Source organism: Maribacter sp. LLG6340-A2 (genome assembly GCF_045057105.1).
In the GTDB taxonomy this organism is placed as follows: domain Bacteria; phylum Bacteroidota; class Bacteroidia; order Flavobacteriales; family Flavobacteriaceae; genus Maribacter.
This window is the reverse complement of sequence record NZ_CP159332.1, coordinates 591983-612120: the sequence shown is the minus strand read 5'-3', so window position 1 is coordinate 612120 and position 20138 is coordinate 591983. Positions and strand designations below refer to the sequence as shown.

18 protein-coding genes are annotated in these 20138 nt (G+C 35.9%); 9 read left to right on the top strand and 9 right to left on the bottom strand.

The genetic code is table 11. The features are described from left to right. Window positions 1-83: 83 nt before the first annotated feature. Entirely contained in the window at window positions 84-2345 is a 2262-nt protein-coding gene (locus ABVM52_RS02510) for a transglycosylase domain-containing protein (protein ID WP_405383397.1), read from the bottom strand. A gap of 86 nt (window positions 2346-2431) precedes the next feature. Here ABVM52_RS02510 and ABVM52_RS02505 point away from each other — a divergent pair, with 86 nt between their 5' ends. Beyond that, window positions 2432-3214, top strand: a complete 783-nt coding sequence (locus ABVM52_RS02505) for a S1/P1 nuclease (protein ID WP_405383395.1) — start codon at window positions 2432-2434, stop codon at window positions 3212-3214. Here ABVM52_RS02505 and ABVM52_RS02500 read toward each other — a convergent pair whose 3' ends face one another. Genes ABVM52_RS02500 through ABVM52_RS02490 form a run of 3 tightly spaced genes read right to left on the bottom strand, consistent with a single transcriptional unit; the run spans window position 3215 to window position 5024 of the window. Continuing rightward, window positions 3215-3493, bottom strand: coding sequence for a TIGR03643 family protein (locus ABVM52_RS02500; protein ID WP_405383393.1), 279 nt, complete (start codon window positions 3491-3493; stop codon window positions 3215-3217). A 59-nt stretch (window positions 3494-3552) separates the two neighbouring features. After that, window positions 3553-4152: an alpha-ketoglutarate-dependent dioxygenase AlkB family protein gene (locus ABVM52_RS02495; protein ID WP_405383391.1), complete on the bottom strand. Its 600-nt coding sequence runs from the start codon at window positions 4150-4152 to the stop codon at window positions 3553-3555. Further along, the gene (locus tag ABVM52_RS02490) at window positions 4152-5024 is read right to left on the bottom strand and encodes an AraC family transcriptional regulator (protein ID WP_405383389.1); all 873 of its coding nucleotides are present in this window, start codon (window positions 5022-5024) and stop codon (window positions 4152-4154) included. The genes ABVM52_RS02495 and ABVM52_RS02490 overlap by 1 nt, the downstream gene beginning before the upstream one ends. 214 nt (window positions 5025-5238) lie before the next feature. On the opposite strand from ABVM52_RS02490, the gene ABVM52_RS02485 reads away from it, so the two are divergent. After that, entirely contained in the window at window positions 5239-5823 is a 585-nt protein-coding gene (locus ABVM52_RS02485; RefSeq protein WP_405383387.1) for a T9SS type A sorting domain-containing protein, read from the top strand. A gap of 51 nt (window positions 5824-5874) precedes the next feature. Here the strand turns inward: ABVM52_RS02485 and ABVM52_RS02480 are convergent, their stop codons facing one another. From ABVM52_RS02480 to ABVM52_RS02470, 3 genes are read right to left on the bottom strand one after another with little or no spacing between them, the layout of a single operon-like run. Beyond that, the gene (locus tag ABVM52_RS02480; RefSeq protein WP_405383385.1) at window positions 5875-6237 is read right to left on the bottom strand and encodes a MauE/DoxX family redox-associated membrane protein; all 363 of its coding nucleotides are present in this window, start codon (window positions 6235-6237) and stop codon (window positions 5875-5877) included. Window positions 6238-6263: 26 nt separating this feature from the next. Continuing rightward, window positions 6264-8051, bottom strand: coding sequence for a DUF885 domain-containing protein (locus ABVM52_RS02475; protein WP_405383383.1), 1788 nt, complete (start codon window positions 8049-8051; stop codon window positions 6264-6266). Window positions 8052-8062: 11 nt separating this feature from the next. After that, entirely contained in the window at window positions 8063-8704 is a 642-nt protein-coding gene (locus ABVM52_RS02470; protein ID WP_405383381.1) for an MOSC domain-containing protein, read from the bottom strand. Window positions 8705-9144: 440 nt separating this feature from the next. Between ABVM52_RS02470 and ABVM52_RS02465 the strand changes: the two genes are divergently transcribed. Both ABVM52_RS02465 and ABVM52_RS02460 read left to right on the top strand, forming a co-directional pair. Continuing rightward, complete coding sequence (locus ABVM52_RS02465; RefSeq protein ID WP_405383379.1) at window positions 9145-10743, top strand: solute:sodium symporter family transporter; 1599 nt, start codon at window positions 9145-9147, stop codon at window positions 10741-10743. Between the two features lie 38 nt (window positions 10744-10781). Continuing rightward, window positions 10782-11594 (top strand): inositol oxygenase family protein, encoded by an 813-nt coding sequence (locus ABVM52_RS02460; protein WP_405383377.1) that lies wholly within the window; start codon window positions 10782-10784, stop codon window positions 11592-11594. Between the two features lie 81 nt (window positions 11595-11675). On the opposite strand, the gene htpG is transcribed toward ABVM52_RS02460, so the two are convergent. Then, window positions 11676-13565, bottom strand: coding sequence for a molecular chaperone HtpG (htpG, locus tag ABVM52_RS02455; RefSeq protein ID WP_405383375.1), 1890 nt, complete (start codon window positions 13563-13565; stop codon window positions 11676-11678). Window positions 13566-13921: 356 nt separating this feature from the next. Between htpG and ABVM52_RS02450 the strand changes: the two genes are divergently transcribed. The 4 genes from ABVM52_RS02450 to ABVM52_RS02435 all read left to right on the top strand — a co-directional run bounded on the left by ABVM52_RS02450 (window position 13922) and on the right by ABVM52_RS02435 (window position 17788). Next, a complete protein-coding gene (locus ABVM52_RS02450; protein WP_405383373.1) occupies window positions 13922-14575 on the top strand; it encodes a TetR family transcriptional regulator C-terminal domain-containing protein in 654 nt (217 codons plus the stop codon). A 16-nt stretch (window positions 14576-14591) separates the two neighbouring features. Beyond that, window positions 14592-15902 (top strand): ABC1 kinase family protein, encoded by a 1311-nt coding sequence (locus ABVM52_RS02445; protein WP_405383371.1) that lies wholly within the window; start codon window positions 14592-14594, stop codon window positions 15900-15902. A 115-nt stretch (window positions 15903-16017) separates the two neighbouring features. Next, window positions 16018-17028 (top strand): 3-oxoacyl-ACP synthase III family protein, encoded by a 1011-nt coding sequence (locus ABVM52_RS02440; RefSeq protein ID WP_405383369.1) that lies wholly within the window; start codon window positions 16018-16020, stop codon window positions 17026-17028. 400 nt (window positions 17029-17428) lie between these two features. Then, the gene (locus ABVM52_RS02435; RefSeq protein ID WP_405383367.1) at window positions 17429-17788 is read left to right on the top strand and encodes a CoA-binding protein; all 360 of its coding nucleotides are present in this window, start codon (window positions 17429-17431) and stop codon (window positions 17786-17788) included. A gap of 10 nt (window positions 17789-17798) precedes the next feature. Here ABVM52_RS02435 and ABVM52_RS02430 read toward each other — a convergent pair whose 3' ends face one another. Next, window positions 17799-19289, bottom strand: coding sequence for a sodium:solute symporter (locus ABVM52_RS02430; protein ID WP_405383365.1), 1491 nt, complete (start codon window positions 19287-19289; stop codon window positions 17799-17801). A gap of 198 nt (window positions 19290-19487) precedes the next feature. Between ABVM52_RS02430 and recR the strand changes: the two genes are divergently transcribed. After that, entirely contained in the window at window positions 19488-20108 is a 621-nt protein-coding gene (gene recR, locus ABVM52_RS02425; protein WP_405383363.1) for a recombination mediator RecR, read from the top strand. The last annotated feature ends 30 nt before the right edge of the window (window positions 20109-20138 follow it).

Here is a 20138-nt window from a genome sequence, read left to right as displayed (position 1 = left end):
AAACTTATTCCATACCATGGAATTTAAGGTTTAACCCGTGTAACTAGGTTTTTTTTAGAATAGTGATATTGTTAAAAGCCAGGTTATTGAGATTTAAATTTTTTAGTTTTCTTCTTATTTGGGTTTTTGAACAACCGTTTAAAAAAGCCGTCTCGCTTAATAGGCTCACAGTTAAGGGCTTCTGTAACAGCGGAAGAAGGTTTAGAAAACCTGCTTTTGGTATAGGGGTCAAAATCTTTTTTCTTGTTCAATTGTTGGATCCATAGTCCAAACAAGGGAAGCGCGGCATTTGCACCTTGACCTATACCGGTATTGCTAAAGCCTATTTCATGCTGGTCCAAGCCTACCCAAGAAATATGTACCAATTTTGGCATTATCCCTACAAACCACGCATCCTTGTTGTTTTGTGTAGTTCCTGTTTTGCCGGCAATATCATTCTTTAGACCATAGCTTGTTCGTAATCTGCTGGCGGTTCCTGTATTGATCGTGGACTTCATCATTTCTATCATCGTTTGTGCCGTTTGTTTTGAATATGCGGCATTCTGCTTCTTGGATGTAAACGTTGCTAAAGTGGAGTCTTTTTGATTGGTAATTCTTTTAATTAATATAGGTGTTGTTGGTGTACCGTAATTAGGGAAACTTGTATAGGCTTTGGCGAGTTCAAGGATGCTGATTTCTCCGGTACCTAAGGCAATAGAGGCTTCGTTGGGTAGTTTTTCTGAAATACCCATAGACTTGGCCATATCTATGACATTACCAATACCTGTCTTTTCAAGAACTTTAACGGCAACGGTGTTAACGGAATTACTTAGTCCCTCTTCCATGGAATAGTTGAGGTATGCTTCATCCTTATTGCCAGAATTACTTGGGGACCAGCCTTTTAAATTGTCATATTGTACTTCTTCTGCAGAAAAATAAGTACAAGGTGGTATTCCTTTTTCCAAGGCTGTTGTATAAACTATAGGTTTAAATGTGGAACCGACCTGCCGCTTACTTTGAGCAATATGGTCATATTTAAATTGTTTAAAATTAATGCCCCCTATCCAGACCAAAACCTCTCCATTGCTTGGGTCAACAACCAATGAACCGGTATTGAGAAATTTGGTGTAATGCCTTATACTATCCATGGTAGAGGCCTCTACCTCTTTGTTCTCTTTCCAATTGTTTAGGGGACGAAGCCTATGGTCATTACTAAGGCTATCGATAATCTGTTTATGGGGTATGCCTGTTTTTTGTAATTTTTTATAGGCATTGGTTTTCCTTGCAATTTTTTCCATTAAACCATTGTCTTTTAGCCAAGGTGCATTATTGCCATAACTGCGTTCAAAATCTGCCTGTAATTTGCTCATATGGCTTACAAGGACATCTTCTGCAACTTGCTGCATTTTATAATTTAGGGTGGTATAAATCTTTAAACCAGAGGTGTAAATATTATAGTCTAAACCCTTGGCTTTTTGATCGTCTATCCATTTCAGCATTTCTTTTCTTACCTGCTCTCTGAAATAGGGAGCTATACCAGCATTGTAATCAAATTCCCTATAATCTAATTGAAGTTCTTCCTCAACAAAATTAGAAGTAGCTTCTTCTGTAATAAAGTTATTAGCCTCCATGGCCTTTAAAACCAAATTTCTTCTGTTCCTACTTTTTTCAGGGAACAACCTTGGGTTGTAGCCATAGGTTGCCTTTAACATCCCTACTAAAGTTGCGGCCTGTGGAATAGTTAAGTCCTTGGTTCTGGTATTGTAAAATTTTAGTGCAGCGCTTTCAATTCCAAAAGTATTGTCACCAAAGGATACAGTGTTTAGGTAATTGGTCAGAATTTCATCCTTATCAAAAATACGTTCAAGTTTTTTGGCAATAATCATCTCCTTGACCTTGTCGACCAACAAATTGGTACGGTTACGCTCTTTTCTAGGATATAGGTTTTTTGCTAGTTGCTGTGAAATGGTACTACCACCACCCGAAGCATTGTTGCCCATTAAAACCGTTTTAAAGGCGACTCTTAGTAAACTTTTGTAATCTATTCCAGAATGCTCGTAAAAACGCTCGTCTTCTATTGCAATGAGTGCCTGTGTTAAATGTTCCGGAAATTCTTCAAATGAAATTGGTTGTCGGTCGTAGAGGTAATATTTGCCTATAAGCACACTGTCTGCGGTAAAAACTTCAGAGGCCATTTGATATTGTATATTGGAAAGTTCCTCTTTAGAAGGTAATTTTCCCCAAACACCAATTTGCACACTAAAAATAAAAAGGAAAAAGAATGCCAGTAGACTTAAAAACGTATACCCTATTATTTTAATATATCGTTGTCTGCGCTGAGGTTGTTTTGATGACTTTTTTTTCATTGACGCAAGTTCTAATATAAATTTAACCTTACCGAAGTTTTAACAATACCTTAAAATATGAAATCCTATTTTTGGCAAAACTTTTTATGATGAAGAAATTTTTTGTTCTCGTGCTTTGTGTATTATTTCTCCCAAACCTTTGGGCAAACGATATGGTATGGTCCAAAACCGGACACCGGGTGGTAGGTGAAATTGCCGAGCAGCATTTAAGTAGAAAGGCAAAACGTGCCATAGAAAAAATTTTGGATGGTAAAAGTTTGGCCGCGGTTTCAAATTTTGCAGATGAAATCAAAGCAGATAGGTCATATAGTAAATTCAGTTCTTGGCATTATGTTAATATTCCGTTCAATAAAACCTATGCGGATATAGAACCTAGTAAGTATGGGGACTTGGTACAAGGGGTCAATACCTGTATACAGAAAATAAAGGATACAACTACCAGTAAAGAGGATAAGGCCTTTTATCTAAAATTTTTAATACACCTTATAGGAGACCTACATCAACCCATGCATGTAGGAAGGTTTGAGGACAAGGGCGGTAACGATATACAATTGCAATGGTTTGGCAATGGTACCAATCTGCATAGGGTGTGGGATACGAACTTGATAGAATTTAACGGTATGAGTTTTACGGAACTGGCTACGGAATATCCTAAATTGAGTAAGGAACAGTTAAAATATTTACAGAACGGAACGTTGTTAGATTGGGTAGAGGAATCCCATCTATTGGCAGCAAAAGTGTATGCCTCTGTAGAAACTGGGGAGAAGTTGGGATATAGGTATAGCTATGATTGGTGGAATACGGTAACGGTACAACTGCAGAAAGGTGGTGTACGTTTAGCTACCGTCTTAAACGACCTTTTTAAATAATTATCGTTTAGCTATTTTATTACCGCTTATGTTTCGTTGTCTGGAACATTTAAAACGATCCGTATTCCCTGACCTTAATTTGGTGTGTTTTGTGGCTCTTCCTTGAACCCGTTTTCGCCACATTCTAAAACTACTGGGTTTCATTTCCCTTCGCATAATTGCAATGGTCTCTTGTTCCGTTATGCCAAATTGAAATGTAATGGCCTCAAATGGGGTGCGGTCTTCCCAGGCCATTTCAATAATACGGTCTAGGTCTCTCTCTGTAAATTCTTTGTTCATAGCAAGATAAAGATACGGTGCAACAACAACTTTTGGTAATACTCCTTGAACTTTAAGGATTATTTAATAATTCTAAACGTTAGGTTTATGCGCTCTTTAACGGGTTTGGCCGTTTTTGCAATTTGATGTTTATAGAAATGTTGCGTTTTACCTTTCATCAGTAATAAGCTACCAGGTTGTAGGTTGATCTTTTGTTTATGCTCTTTTTGGGTATTATGCTTTAAATGAAAATAACGGGAAGCCCCCAGACTAATAGATGCAATGATAGGGTTTTCCCCAAGCTCCCTTTCATTATCGGCATGCCAACCATTACTATCGCTACCGGTTCTATATCTATTTAATAAACAGGTAGTAAACGCTACTTTTGTATATGTTTCCAAAGCATGCTTAATTTCCAGCAGTTCCTTTGTAAAGGGTAGGGGGTGCATGGTGATGTTAGAATAGGAATAGCTTTTGCTGTTGTTTGCATATAAGGCCGTTAACCTGGGTTGCGGGTAGGTTTTTCCAAAAAGCGTGATTTCATCTTGCTGCCATGGAATCGTATGCTTTAGAACATCAAAAAAAACATCCGCTTTAGCGCTTGAGATAAACTTAGGCACATAACAAATATCGCTATCGGGTAAGTCTAACTTTATAACATCGTCAAAAAGCCCCTTCATTAAACCAAGACCGTTTTTAGTTCATTTCTATATTCTGATGGGTTTTGTCCTGTAAAGGCCTTAAAAGATTTATTGAAATGGGAAAAATTGTTGAAGCCACATTCAAAACAAACCTCGGTAATGCTCATTGGTTTTTCTGCCAATAGTTTAGATGCATGTACCAATCTATACTCGTTTACGAATTGGATAAAGGTCTTATTGGTAATTTTTTTAAAATACCTACAGAATGATGGTATGGTCATACTTACCATAGAAGATATTTCTTCAAGTGTTATCTCTTCCCTAAAGTTATTTTTTACATGGTTAAATACAATATTAATTCGGTCATTGTCCTTTACATCTGTGGTAAAGGAAAACCCTTCTGCATTCAAAAGGCGCATATCGTCAGAATTTCCAAGTTCGTTCAATATATTAAGGATAGATAAAAGACGTTGAAAATCTGTCTGATATTCCAATACCTCCATTTTGTCTCCGATCTTTCTTTTGGTCTTGCCAGAAAACGCTATACCGCCACTTGCCTTACTGAACAAGCTTTGTATCTTTTTCATTTCAGGAAGGTTAAAAAAGTCGGGGCCTAAAAAATCCATCTTCATTTGTACCACAGTTTCACTGGTATTGCCTGTAAGGGCATCGGTAAAACCGCAATGGGGTAAATTGCTACCTATTAATATAAGGTCGCCATTGGTATAATAGGATACGTGGCTACCAATTTGACGTTTGCCCGATCCCCCGTTTACATATACCAATTCTAGCTCAGGGTGATAATGCCATACATTATTCTTGTTCAATTTGTTTTCATCAAACCTTTGGTAAGTAAAAGAATGTCCAAAATCTGGTTTAATAGCTTCAAAAGTAGGTTTTTGCTTTACCATAATATTTGTTTAATACTATAAAATTAATCAACCTAAATAAGGGTCTACTTTGCAAAATTAACCTAATTCTGTGTAATCTTATCTTATGCAGTGTTAAGTAATAGTGAAGAGGTTAAAATAGCACATAAATTGGGAAAATATGATGTAGTGGGCACTTGAAAACGGGTGTATGTTTGTAATGTAAATTATATGTAACCCTTAAAAATAATTTATTATGAAAAACATTCTAAAGATTACCACAGTTGTTGCCTTTATGTTTGCTACAGTAGCGGGCATGGCAAGAGAGCCAAAATTGAACCTTTTAACTGCTGGAAAAGCTAAAAGCGTCGTTTTAACGATGGAAGCTTCATCAGTAGGTGTTCAGATCAAATTGATGGATTCTGATTTGAATGTTATCTATTCTGAAAAAGTATCTGAAGGAATTTTTAGCAAGAAATTGAATTTTAAAGATTTGGCAGATGGTGTTTATTACCTTTCTGCAGATGACAATCTTAAAAACTACTCATATACCATAGTTTTAGATAAGAACAATGTAAAAATTGTTGATGCTGATGAAGATATCAAGCCTTTCTTTAGAAAGACCAACAATATGATTCTTATGAACTATCTAAACTTGGATAAGTCTAAGATGTCAATAAAAATATATGATACCGAAGGAAGAACGGTATTTGCACAAGAAGTTACAGATGAATTGATCGTAGAAAAAGCGTTCAATTTTACAGATGCTTTCCCAGGGGTTTACGTAGTGATCGTAAAGTCTGATGGTAAAACATATACTGAAGAGTTTGTTGTTAATTAAGTTGATTTAAGTTGATTTCACTAAGGGGACGGGAGCGTCCCCTTTTTTATTTTATAAAAGTGTCATATAGCTAAAGGCCCAATACATGAGAACAAACTGTAGTGGTAGCCTTAACAATAAAATCCATTTTGGTATTCCTGCAGAAGCCTTTTTGCTAGAAAGCATATACACATGCACCAATAGAAATACAGCAAGCATGGCAATAATACCAGCACATGCCAAGTTCTTTGTTTCTTTAAAAAACAAACCAATACCTAAAATTATTTCTGCCAGCCCACTCAAAATTACCAGTTGTTTGTGGTATGGTAGATATCTAGGCATAATCCTTAGATACATTTTGGGTTTAATGAAATGCATAATACCTGCAAAGATGTAGATAACGGCCATTAGGTTTAAATGCCAAGGATTGTCCATGAAAATTGGTATTGATTTAATATATGTTATAGGTTAGAATTTATCCATTGCACTATTTTATCTTCTAAGATAGCCAAAGGAACACATCCGGTTTCCAGAATTTTTTCGTGAAAAACCTTTATATCAAACTTTTTACCTAACATGTTCTCTGCTTTCTCCCTAAGTTCCAAAATTTTCAATTGACCAATTTTATAAGAAAGGGCTTGTCCGGGGTTGGCCATATAACGTTCAATTTCTGAAGTTATACTAGCTTCTGATTCCGCTTCGTTTTCAAGAGAGTATGCAATGGCCTGTTCCCTTGTCCATCCTTTGGAATGTAAACCGGTATCTACCACCAGCCTAACGGCCCTGTGCATTTCTGCTCCTAGCATACCAAAATACTGATAGGGGTCTTCATATAATCCTAACTCTTTACCTAAAGATTCTGTATACAGCGCCCAACCTTCACCGTAAGCACTGTACCATAAGGTTTTTCTAAATTGTGGCAGGTCTTGGTTTTCCTGTGTCAATGAAATCTGAAAATGATGACCGGGTATTGCTTCATGTAAAAACAAATCTTCATCAGAATATATGTTATATGTATCCACATCTGGTATTGGTACATAAAAAATACCAGGTCTGGAACCATCCAATGAACCAGGATTGTATTCTGCACTAGCAGAAGCTTCCCTAAAAGACTCGGTTCTTCTTACTTCAAAAGGAGTGCTGGGCTGCTTACTGAACAATTCATTTATTTTAGGAGTCATTTTTTTATGAATTGCATTAAAGTTGTCAATGACCTGTTGTGGGTCTGTAAATGGCATTAATTCTTTTTTTGTACGCACATGATCAAAAAATTCTTTTAGGTTACCGGTAAAGCCAACTTGTTGCTTTACTTTTTCCATTTCGGCACGTAATCTTGCTACTTCATTAAGCCCTATAGTATGAATTTCCTCTGCAGTCATTGAGGTGGTCGTATATTTTTTTATTTGATGAGCATAATAGGCGTCTCCATTTGGTATGCCCTGTATTCCGCTAGTAGTTCGTCCTGCATTCAAATAATCCGTAGCCATAAAATCATATAATGCTTTATATGCGGGTATGATCGTATTGCTTATTGTATTTGAGTAGGCAGTCTCTAATTCTTTACGTTCAGAAGCAGTAAAATCACTAGGAAAATTAAGGATGGGGCTGTAAAACAAGTTAGATTCAACATCTTTTGTGAGTACACTTTGTAATTGCGGTAAAACCTTAGTGATTAATGATTTAGGGAGTACGTTTTTGGCTTTGATACCATCTTGCATACGTGTTTTAGCTGTTTTTAACCATGCTACATAATCCTCCAATCTTTTTAACCAGTTGTTGTAATCTTCAACGGTGTTAAAGGGTTGGGCACTGGTACCACCGGCCAATTGACCGATCATTAAATTCATGGACCACATCTGATCTATTGGGGTATAATCCTCAAAGGAGAGTTCTTCTAAATTTATTTCACATTCCCACTGCAGAATAGCGTTGGACATTTTTTCGGTTTCAGAAAGCTTTTTTTCAGCAAATTTCTTGGACAATGCTAAATAGGAAGTATAATAATCTTTTAATTTTTCTTTATAGGCCTCCGATATAAAATTAGGTAGAGTATCGTTGTATCTGTTATCTCCTCGAAACGTTGCGTTTAAGGGATTTAGTTTTAGGCCGTCATCGTAATAACGGGCCAATAGGGTTGTAAATCCAATGTTATGGGTGGTAGGATTGGTTGTAATATCTGAATTTGATATTCTTTGAGCTTGTGTGGTTAACCCAAAAATTATGGTAAAGGTTAAAACAATATTTTTCATTAAAAAGTGTATTAAGATGGTGAAAGAAACTTTTTAAGTTTCTCCTTTTTATACTGAGGTACGGCATCATTGCTCATGAATAAAGCAAGGTGGTCCTTATTTTTCTTTTTTTCGAATAGTAATTGATAAAAATTTTGAACGGTGAGTGCATTGTTGGATGCTTGTTCCAAAATTAGGGAATCGCCAATAGATACATGTCCTTCTTCAATAACTTTTACATAGGTTCCCGGATTATTGTACGTAATAAAATCCTTAATGATTTTAGAATCGTTAAAACGTATACCAAGTTTATAGCAAGGTTCCCGTGGTTGGGTAATTTGAACCAGTGCCTTTCCAATGCTGTAAATACTACCTACTAAAATTTTAGATTCATCTATACCTTCTATAGTAAGGTTTTCGCCAAACATGCCCCAATCCCATTTTAAGTTGGGGTATTTAGGTTGCCAATATGCATAATGATCGGCGGAGAATAAGTAACATGCTTTATTAATGCCGGCATGGTGAACACGGTCAATCACCGTATCATTTTTTACATCATTTTTACCTAAGAACAACCCATGTTGGGTGGGGTATTTATAAATACCTGTTTGTTCTTTTTTGCCGTTCCAATCAATAGTTACCGGTTCTCCAATGTTCGTAGAAATTACTTTCATGCGGTGAAGATAAAAAAAGCCCAAGTATTTCTGGTGAAAGCCTGCCTAATCTTATTGTAAGTGCAAGTAGTGCTATGAAAGGAAAATTTTGGCTTTTACGGAGGTTTCTACATTAAAACGGGTAAATGTAATTACAAAAAATAGTGGTTTAATTTTTAATTTACAGTTGTGTATTTAATACAAAAACTATCTGTTTATAATCTGTAGTTAACAACAATTTTACAATTAATTTACAATTTGTTAAATAGAATAAATTTATGACTGAACAAATTTCATTTCGGTATTATTTGTAAGTAATTGATAATCAATACATAAAATTTGTATTTTTAAGAATTGTGATTGTTAATTTCACAAAAAGCAATTTGGTTACTATATGAAAATGAAGCAGGTAGGTGTAATTTTCACACTTCGATAAGAGTATTTTTCTATATTTACCAACGATGGCATTTTTAACATTTATTTTATTTACCGGTTTTGTCGCCTTTTATGCGACTTGGAAATTACGTAGGGATAGACTTGATACACAAGATGGCTATTTTCTTGGGGGTAGGTCGTTAACCGGTATTGTTATAGCCGGATCCTTATTGTTGACCAATATATCAACGGAACACTTGGTAGGTATGAATGGTTCTGCATATAAAAATGGAGCTATTATCATTGCATGGGAAGTAACATCTGCGCTGGCTCTAGTGGTAGGAGCTTTATATTTTGCGCCCAAATATTTACGTATGGGCCTAACCACTATACCTGAGTATCTGGAAAAAAGATTTGATGGTATTACCAGGACATTGGTAGCGTTATTGCTGATTATTTCCTTTGTAGCCACTTTGCTGCCCATTGTTCTATATACCGGAGCATTGAATATTGAAGCAATTTTTGAAATATCAACGTTGTTGAATGTCAGTAAGGAGCAGGGTATTATTATTACCATTGTAACGGTAGGTACATTAGGCGCTATTTATGCCATATTTGGAGGGTTAAAAATGGTGGCCTATACAGATACTATTAATGGTTTTGGATTATTGGTGGCAGGTTTATTGGTGCCTATTTTGGCATTACTGAGTATTGGGGACGGTAATATGTGGGGAGGCCTGGAAACCGTGTTTCAAAATAGTCCGGAAAAATTTAACGTAATAAGTAATGAGCCTGGAGTTGGTGAAGGTTCGCGTTCGGCCATTTTACCTTTTGAAGTGCTGTTTACAGGTCTTATGGTCAACCAGCTTTACTTTTGGACCATGCATCAATCTATTATTCAGCGGGTATTGGGTGCCGTTAATTTAAAGGAAGCACAAAAGGGATTGTTATATACAGGATTGTTGAAAATTTTAGTGCCGTTGATCATCGTATTACCTGGTTTGATTGCCTTTTATTACTTTGGTGATGCCTATTATGACGATCAGGACAATATTTACCCCTTATTGGTAAAAAAGGTAATGCCGTTATGGTTGACCGGATTTTTTGTAGCGGTCATGATGGGGGCTATCTTAAGTACGTTTAATAGTGCATTGAACAGTGCCGCTACGGTGTTTAGCTTAGGAATTTTTAAGCGATATATCAATAAAAATATCAGTGAGCTTAAATTGGTGCGTATTGGTAAACTGACCTCCGCTATTTTGGCCATAGGGGCCATTGCGATCGCCCCATTCGTAGCAAATGCGCCAGAAGGACTCTATCAATTATTACAGGAGCTTAACGGAATATTTTTTATACCTATAGCCAGTGTAATCATTGCAGGGTTTCTTTTTCCAAGAGTTTCTGCTACCGGAGCAAAGGCCGGATTGTTCTTTGGTCTCTTGTTCTATGTTATTTTAAACTTTGGTTTTGAGGTAAATCTTCATTTTGTCCATATATGGGGAATAGAGTTTGTCCTTAACATAGTAGTCATGCATTTGGTTTCTTTCTTTTTCTCAAAAGAGGAAAAGTTTGAGATGAAAGATTCTGGAATTCTAGATATAAAACCTTGGAAATATGCTAAGCCTTTTAGCTTGTTTCTTGTGTTATTCACAGTAATTCTGTATGTTATTTTAGGAAGTGTATAAAATTTTAGTATTATTTGTAACAATAAAATAAATTAATCATGGAGGAAAAAATTTTTAGAGACTATGAGGCTCCAGATGTGTCCGCTGCGGTAAAAGAGCATTATCGTAAAATGAGGAAAAATCAAACACTGGATTATGTAAAACGTATGCATAAAAAGTATTTGACCTATGATACACCTATGGATCTATGGGAAGCAATGCGTCATTTAAACAGTTTAATTGATGTAAGCGACCCCGATATTAATTTACCTAATATTCAGCATTTAATACAAAGTGCAGAAGCCATACGTGCAGATGGTAGACCAGACTGGATGCAATTAACAGGACTTATACATGACTTAGGAAAAGTGATGTTCCTAAAAGGAAGTGATGAAGACGGTACTAGCCAGGCAGAACAATGGGGTATGGTCGGTGATGTGTTCATTGTTGGTTGTAGGTTACCTGATTCATGTGTGTATCCTGAGTTCAATACATTAAATGAGGATATGCATAATGAGAAATATAACACGCCTACCGGTATTTATGAGGCAGGATGTGGTATTGATAATGTAGACTTGGCCTGGGGTCATGATGAATATTTATATCAAGTACTTAATAATCATAAGACCAATTCTTTACCTGAAGAAGCTATGGTCATGATACGGTATCATTCTTTTTATCCATGGCATTCAGGAGGAGCATACAAAGAAATCGTAAATGAGAAGGATGCCAAATACTTAGAGATCATAAAGGACTTTAATAAATATGACTTATATACGAAGAGTCAAAAAGTGTATGATTTGGATGAGGTGCTGGATTATTATCAGCCAATTGCGGAAAAGTATTTAGGAACAGGACCAATTTATTGGTAATATTCAAATCAGTTTAAATAAAAAAAAACCGCTTCAATATTGAAGCGGTTTTTTTATAAAGTTTCGTATAAAATAGTACAATTACTTTACCATCTCATAGCTACGTTTAATAAACTCTGTAAGGTCCTTACCTTTAAGCAAACCTTTGGAAAGTTTGGCCAGATCTAAGGATTGATTAATCAAACGTTCTTTTTTCTTGGCAGTTTTAGTAGCAAGAATTTCACTTGCCAAAGTACTGTTCGTATTTACGATAAGGTTATACATTTCTGGCATATTCCCCATACCGAACATACCGCCTCCGCCAGTTTGTTGCATCTCCTTCATACGGCGCATAAACTCTGGCTCTGTAATGGTAAACGGAGACGCATCACTGTCCATAGCCTCTAATTGCACGGTATAGCTGCTCTTTTCACCAATAACTTTTTCCAGTTCTGTTTTTAAAGTCTCCTTCTCCTCTTCTGACAGTTTGGAAATTTGAGTATCTTCTTTTTGAATTAATTTGTCAATATGGTCTGCATCAACACGGGCAAAGGAAATATTCTCTTTAGAACTTTCCATTTTTTGCATTAGGTGACCAATAATAGGGGAATCCAATAAAAGGACTTCATAACCTTTAGTCTTTGCAGTTTCTATGTAGCTATGTTGTGCTTCTTTATCAGATGTGTAAAGAATAACAAGCTTATTATCCTTATCGGTCTGGTTGCCTTTAATCTTTTCCTGAAGTTCTTCAAAAGTTAAATACGTACCATCTACAGTAGGGTATAAGGCAAATTTATCAGCTTTTTCAAAGAATTTTTCTTCAGAAAGCATACCGTATTCAATAACGATTTTAATATCGTTCCATTTCGCTTCAAATTCCTCACGGTTATTTTTGAACAACGAGTTAAGTTTATCGGCAACTTTTCTAGTAATGTATGAAGAGATTTTCTTTACTGCGCCGTCTGCTTGTAGGTAAGAACGAGAAACATTCAAAGGAATGTCAGGTGAATCTATGACCCCACGTAGCATGGTTAGGAATTCCGGTACAATACCTTCCACATTATCCGTTACAAAAACCTGGTTCTGGTACAACTGAATTCTATCTTTCTGTTGGGCAAGGTCATTGGTAAGTTTTGGAAAATATAGAATTCCCGTAAGGTTAAAAGGATAGTCAACATTTAAATGAATATTGAACAAAGGCTCCTCAAATTGCATAGGATACAGTTCTCTATAAAAGCTCTTGTAATCTTCTGCTTTTAAATCTGCGGGTTGTTTGGTCCAAGCTGGGTTAGGGTTGTTGATGATGTTGTCCACTTCCTTGGTAGGTGCTGGGTCATCTTCCTTGGCACCCTCTGGTTTTGGTAACGTTTCTGTTTTGGTCCCAAATTTAATAGGGACAGGCATAAACTTATTGTATTTGTTCAAGAGCCCTGTTATTCTGGCATCTTCTAAAAATTCTGTAGAATCTTCAGCAATGTGTAGAATAATTTCTGTTCCGCGATCCTCTTTTGTGGCCTTTTCCATTACAAACTCTGGAGAACCATCACATGACCAATGAACAGCAGGTTCATCTTTATAGCTTTTGGTGATAATTTCTACCTTATGAGCTACCATAAAAGCCGAGTAAAATCCTAGACCAAAATGACCAATAATTCCCGAATCCTTGGCAGAATCTTCGTATTTGTTTAGAAATTCCTCTGCACCCGAAAAAGCCACTTCGTTGATATATTTCTTTACTTCTTCCTCGGTCATTCCAAGACCTTGGTCTATGATATGAAGTTTTTTACCATCCTTGTCTGCCTTAATTTCAATAAGGGGATTTCCATATTCTACCTTTGCCTCGCCTATGGCCGTTAAGTGTTTTAACTTTAAGGTTGCATCTGTTGCATTGGATATTAACTCCCTTAAAAAGATTTCATGGTCACTATACAAGAATTTCTTGATCAGTGGAAAAATGTTGTCTACGGACACGTTTATTTTACCTGTTGCCATATCTCTAAATATTTATTTGCTATGTAGTAATAGAACTTTTAATTATGTGTGATGTACTAGTCAAAAAAAATACCATACTTACTTATTGTGACAAACTGACAGTTGTGGTCGGTGTAAAATTTTAACAAATTATTTTGTTTAATAATAGTTTAAATAAATTAAACATAATGTATATTTGTAGTGTGATTATAAATATTGCTATGAAAAAGATTTTTATGCTATAATCACTTGTTGATTATTTATTGGTTTGGTTGTTTTGAAAACGTGTTACCCTCTCAGGTAACACGTTTTTGCTAAAGGAATATAAATAATAATTAAACAAAATATCCAATATAAATTTTATCAAAAAAAATATTATGGCAGGTAAAACAAAAAAAGCATCAAAGAATTCTATCATTACCTTGTATATGGACTATGTGCTGGAGCATGAAAGAGTCCCTAAATCCGTCTATAAATTTTGCAAGGATAGTTCTATTGCTGAAAGTGATTTCTATCTATACTTTGGTTCTATTTCAGCCTTACAGAAAAGTATTTGGACAACCTTTTTTGAAAATACGTTGAACGTTATTAATAAGAATAAGGAATACGGGCAATTTCACAATAGGGATAAAATGCTCACATTTTTATACACCCTGTTCGAGGTGTTTACCTTAAACCGTAGTTATGTATTATTTGTTTTGGATAATGCTGAAAGTCCTATTAAAAACTTAGGTCAACTTAAGCTACTAAGAACAGAGGTGAAGGCATTTGCCAAAGATTTAATCAATAAGGGCAATGTGGGTAAAAGCTCTAAACTTACAAAGCATAATCCGCAATTGTTTTCTGAAGGGGCTTGGTTACAGGTTCTTTTCCTTATAAACTTTTGGAGAACAGATGATTCGCCAGGTTTTGAAAAAACAGATGTGGCCATTGAAAAATCCGTGAATACTATTTTCGATGTCTTTGACAATACCCCATTGGACAATATACTGGACTTTGGTAAATTTTTATATAAAGAAACCTTTGCCTAGTTTAAAATTTTAGAATTTGAAAACATTAGATAAAATACCTACGGGAAAAATTGAGCGGGCCAGTAAACTAGTGCGTACGGGAGCAAAAATTGGGGGCAATTATGCAAAGTATTTGGGTAAAAAAATAATAGACCCAAATACCACGAGAGAAGAATTGGATGAAGATAATGCCGAGGATATTTATGATGGCTTAAAATCTTTGAAGGGTAGTGCGTTAAAAGTAGCGCAGATGCTTAGCATGGAAAAAAACTTACTGCCCAATGCATATGTGGAAAAATTTTCATTGTCCCAATTTTCCGTACCTCCCTTGTCGGCGCCTTTGGTGAGGAAGACATTTAAAAAATACATGAATAAATATCCTGAGGATGTTTTTGACACCTTCAATAAAAATTCTATTAATGCGGCTAGTATAGGGCAAGTTCATAAAGCAACAAAGAATGGCAAACCTTTGGCCGTAAAGATTCAATATCCTGGTGTGGCACAAAGTATTAGTAGCGACTTGGCTATTGTAAAACCAATTGCCATAAGAATGTTTAATCTTCAGGGAAAAGATTCCGATAAATATTTTAAGGAGGTAGAGAGTAAGTTGGTGGAAGAAACGGATTATGTATTAGAGGTAGCTCAAAGTCAAGAAATTACAACGGCATGTAGCGTTATTCCAAATATAAGGTTTCCAGAATATTACCCAGAGCTTTCAAGTTCAAGAATTATTACCATGGACTGGATGACCGGTAAACATTTGAGTGAGTTTGCTAAAACAGATTTCAGCCAAGAAATTGGTAATAAATTAGGACAGGCATTGTGGAATTTTTATATGTTTCAGATTCATGGATTGCGTAAAGTGCATGCTGACCCACATCCCGGCAATTTTTTGGTGAGTGCAGAACAAGAACTTATTGCTATAGATTTTGGTTGTATTAAAGAGGTGCCAGATTCTTTTTATACCCCTTATTTTGAATTGGCACGCCCGGAAAGTATAGCTGACCCGCAAATTTTTACGGATAAATTATATGAGTTGGAAATTTTATTGCCCAATGATACGCAGAAGGAAATTACTTTCTTTTCATCCATTTTTCATCAGATGCTAAGTCTTTTCACCAGTCCTTTTCATTCTGATGAGTTTGATTTTGGTGATGAGATATTCTGGGCTAAAATTGCAGATTTGGGTGAACAGTTCTCTTCAGATAAGCAGTTACGAAAAATGAACGGGAATAGGGGGTCTAAACATTTCTTATATATGAATCGTACTTTTTTTGGTCTTTATAATCTTTTGCATGATTTAAAGGCGCAGATAAAGGTTAATGAGTATAGGCAATATCTTAATTAAGTAAGGGTTGAATTTTATTATTCGTAGGGATTGTTGCAAAATTAAGGTGAATTCTTAATAGTTGTTTATATTGCAACACTAATGATGCCTGAACTATCAGGGTAAAAATTTTACTATGTATAACTCAAAAATAATTGGTCTTGGTCATTATGTGCCCGAAAATGTAGTGACGAATGATGACTTGTCCAAGGTTATGGATACCAATGATGCGTGGATACAGGAGCGTACGGGAATAAAAGAAAGAAGACATGTGGTAAAGGGCGATGGTGATACCACTACCACCATGGGTGTTAAGGCAGCAAAAATCGCCATAGAGAGAGCTGGTATAGATAAAGATGATATTGATTTTATAGTATTCGCCACATTGAGTCCAGACTATTATTTTCCTGGGCCAGGTGTTTTGGTGCAGCGAGACTTGGGTATTAAGACCGTTGGGGCCCTGGATGTTCGCAACCAATGTTCTGGATTTGTCTATGCAATTTCTGTTGCGGACCAGTATATAAAGACGGGTATGTATAAAAACATATTGGTAATTGGTTCAGAACTACATTCCCATGGTTTGGATATGACTACCAGAGGTAGGGCGGTATCGGTAATTTTTGGTGATGGTGCCGGTGCGGCAATTTTAACTAGGGAAGAAGATACTACTAAAGGTATATTGTCAACACACCTCCATTCAGAAGGGCAGCACGCAGAAGAACTTTCTTTGATTGCACCAGGAATGGGAAAACGATGGGTGACCGATATTATTGAGGATAATGATGAAAAAGATGAATCGTATTATCCTTACATGAACGGGCAATTTGTTTTTAAAAATGCCGTAGTTCGTTTTAGTGAAGTAATTATTGAAGGATTACAAAAAAATAATTTACAAGCTACGGATATCGATTTGTTGGTGCCGCATCAAGCTAATTTAAGGATATCGCAATTTATCCAAAAGAAATTTCAGTTAAGTGATGATCAGGTGTTTAACAACATCATGAATTATGGCAACACTACTGCGGCATCTATCCCAATTGCTCTAACGGAGGCATGGGAGTCTGGCAAGGTGCAACCTGGTAATTTGGTTGTTTTGGCTGCTTTTGGAAGTGGCTTTACGTGGGGCAGTGTCATTATTAAATGGTAAAATAAAGCACCCATAGAATTACTATGGGTGCTATACAGTTGTATTCAATACGAAAAAAACCAACCAATCTTCATTATTAAATAACCCTGTACATTATAATAGACGTAATAAATTCTGTTTTGTTACTGGTTGGTTCTCCGCTTTTCAAATATTTTTTAGTTGTGCCTGTTTAACTTGATAGTTAGAGATAGGAAGTAAAAAGAAACCCGACAAACCCAAATAAATTGGAAGCCGGGCTTCAAATGCTGATAGGCTATACTAAACACTAACCATTAACTATAAACATATAGCGTTACCAACAATATTTTAAACAGAGTTAGATTATATCTAACTTTACTAATAGACGAAATATTGCACAAATAGTTACATTAAAAGCAAACTTTAACATCTTATTATTAATATGAAAAAAACCCTTGTTTTTGGAGCATCCTTAAAACCAAATCGTTACAGTAATATTGCAATTAATAGACTTGTGGCTGCTGGGGTAGAAACATGTGCTTTTGGATTAAGAGCAGGAAATGTTTCTGGAGTCGAAATTCATACTAATTTGGACAAAATTAATGATATTCATACAATTACACTCTATTTAAACCCTAAAAGACAGCAAGAATATTATGGGCAGATTATCTCTTTATCTCCAAAAAGGGTAATTTTTAATCCGGGAACAGAAAACCCAGAGTTCTATAACTTACTGGAAAAGAATGGTATAGAGGTAGATGTTGCCTGTACTTTGGTGTTGTTGAGTACTGGTCAATATTAAATAAATGTCCTTAAGCAATGTCTTTAATATCAGGTTCTGTCACAGGATTTTTCCGGATAATCCACAAGCCAATAAAAGTAAGGAGCCCGTTTAAGGGTAAAAGTTCGTATCCAAACACATATCCCCCTAAATAATGTGTGGGTATCTTGGCCAATATTAGAATACTGACAACGGAAATAGTGGCCACTATCCAGACATACTTATCAATTACTTTGTATTTGGTGAAAATACCAAAAGAGAATAAGCCTAATAACGGTCCGTATGTGTAGGACGCTACAGTAAGAAGACCATCAATAACATTTCTATCCAAAACATATTTAAAAGAAATTACCACAAGAATTAAAAGGATACTCATACCTACGTGGGTTTTACGACGTATTTTTTTTGCCGTTTGGACCGATTTTTTTTCGGTATTAAGAAAATCTACGCAAAAAGAAGTGGTCAATGAAGTTAGAGCACTGTCCGCACTACTATAAGCTGCTGCTATAAGTCCAAGCATAAAGGTCACGGCTACGGTAAGGCCTAGATTACTGTTCAGTGCAATTTCAGGGAACAGTAAGTCAGATTTTGGAGAACCATCCATTAAGGGTAGTGCTATTTGGTGCGCGTCTGCGTAAATAAACAATAAAGCACCAAGAAGCATAAAAATAAATGTTACTACAACGAGCACAATACTAAAACTGACCATATTTTTTTGAGCTTCGCCCAAATTTCTGCAAGTAAGGTTTTTTTGCATCATATCTTGGTCAAGTCCTGTCATACATATAGTTATGAACATACCGCCTAAAAATGATTTCAATATGTGGTTTTTAGAAAAGAAATCGTCGGTAAAAAATGTGGTGCTGTATTGGCTTAGCTCAGATGAGTTCAGGAACTCCATAAACGTCCAATCAAGTTTTTCTAGAATAAAATAGATAGATAATCCAACGGACACCAACATAAAAAAAGTCTGTAGGGTATCTGTCCAAACTATGGTTTTAATGCCTCCTCTAAAAGTATAGACCCATATAAGTAATATGGATAAGGTCACCGTAATTTCAAAAGGCACGTTCCATGCGTCAAATACAAATTGTTGAAGTACAATGGCTACTAAAAATAATCTAAAGGCAGCACCCAGTACCCGTGATATAAAAAAGGATACGGCACCAACCTTGTAACTTACAAATCCAAAACGGTCGTCAAGATATTGATATATAGAGGTTACATTTTGTTTATAATAAATAGGAAGTAGTACAAATGCGGTCACCAAATAGCCAAGAAAATAACCAAGAACCACCTGCATATAACCAAATTGCGAGGCATCTACCCAGCCAGGAACGGAGATAAAGGTTACACCGGATAAAGATGCGCCAACCATCCCAAAGGCCACTAAATACCAAGGCGATTGTTTTCCGGCCTTAAAGAAATCTTCATTAGAGTCGTTCTTACCTGTAAAATAGGAGATGACCAATAACAGAACAAAATAGCCGGTAATCAATAATAATATATGGGAAGCACTCATTCATTTTAATTTGGCGGCAAATTACAAAAAGTTACATGACGTGGGGATAAACTTAAAATATAAGGCCCATTTTTACTGGGGGCTTTTGTAAATAGGACTTTTGGTTTAAGGGTCTAACAAAGGGGTAGTGTCAGAATTTTGTGTTAACGAGGCAGTAAATTATTCAACATTAGTCGTAAATTTATGCCATATTAGCCTATGGATTTTTCATCAAAATTATTAGAGAACGCAGTGTATGAGGTATCGCAATTGCCGGGTATTGGTAAGCGAACCGCTTTACGATTGGTTTTACATTTATTAAAGCAACCGGAAAAAAGAACAGATGACCTTGCCACGTCATTGGTAGATTTAAGGGGAAAAATTCAATTCTGTGAAAATTGCCATAATATTGCTGATACCGTTTTGTGTGAAATTTGTGCCAACCCCAAAAGAGATGATTCTTTGGTATGCGTGGTAGAGGATATAAGAGATGTTATGGCAATAGAGAATACCGGCCAATTTAGGGGCAAATATCATGTGTTGGGCGGTAAGATTTCTCCAATGGAAGGCGTGGGACCACAAAACCTTAAAATTGCATCCTTAGTGGAGAAGGTTAAAAAAGGAGTAATAAAGGAATTGATTTTTGCGTTGAGTTCTACGATGGAAGGAGATACTACCAATTTTTACATTTTTAAACAATTAGAAGGTGTTGAAATTAAAACCTCTACCATTGCAAGAGGTATAGCGGTAGGCGATGAATTGGAATATGCAGATGAGGTAACACTGGGTAGGAGTATTCTAAACCGCGTTCCGTTTGAAGGCTCTTTAAAACAGAATTAGAACTTTAAAACAAGATTAATGTCATTAAAT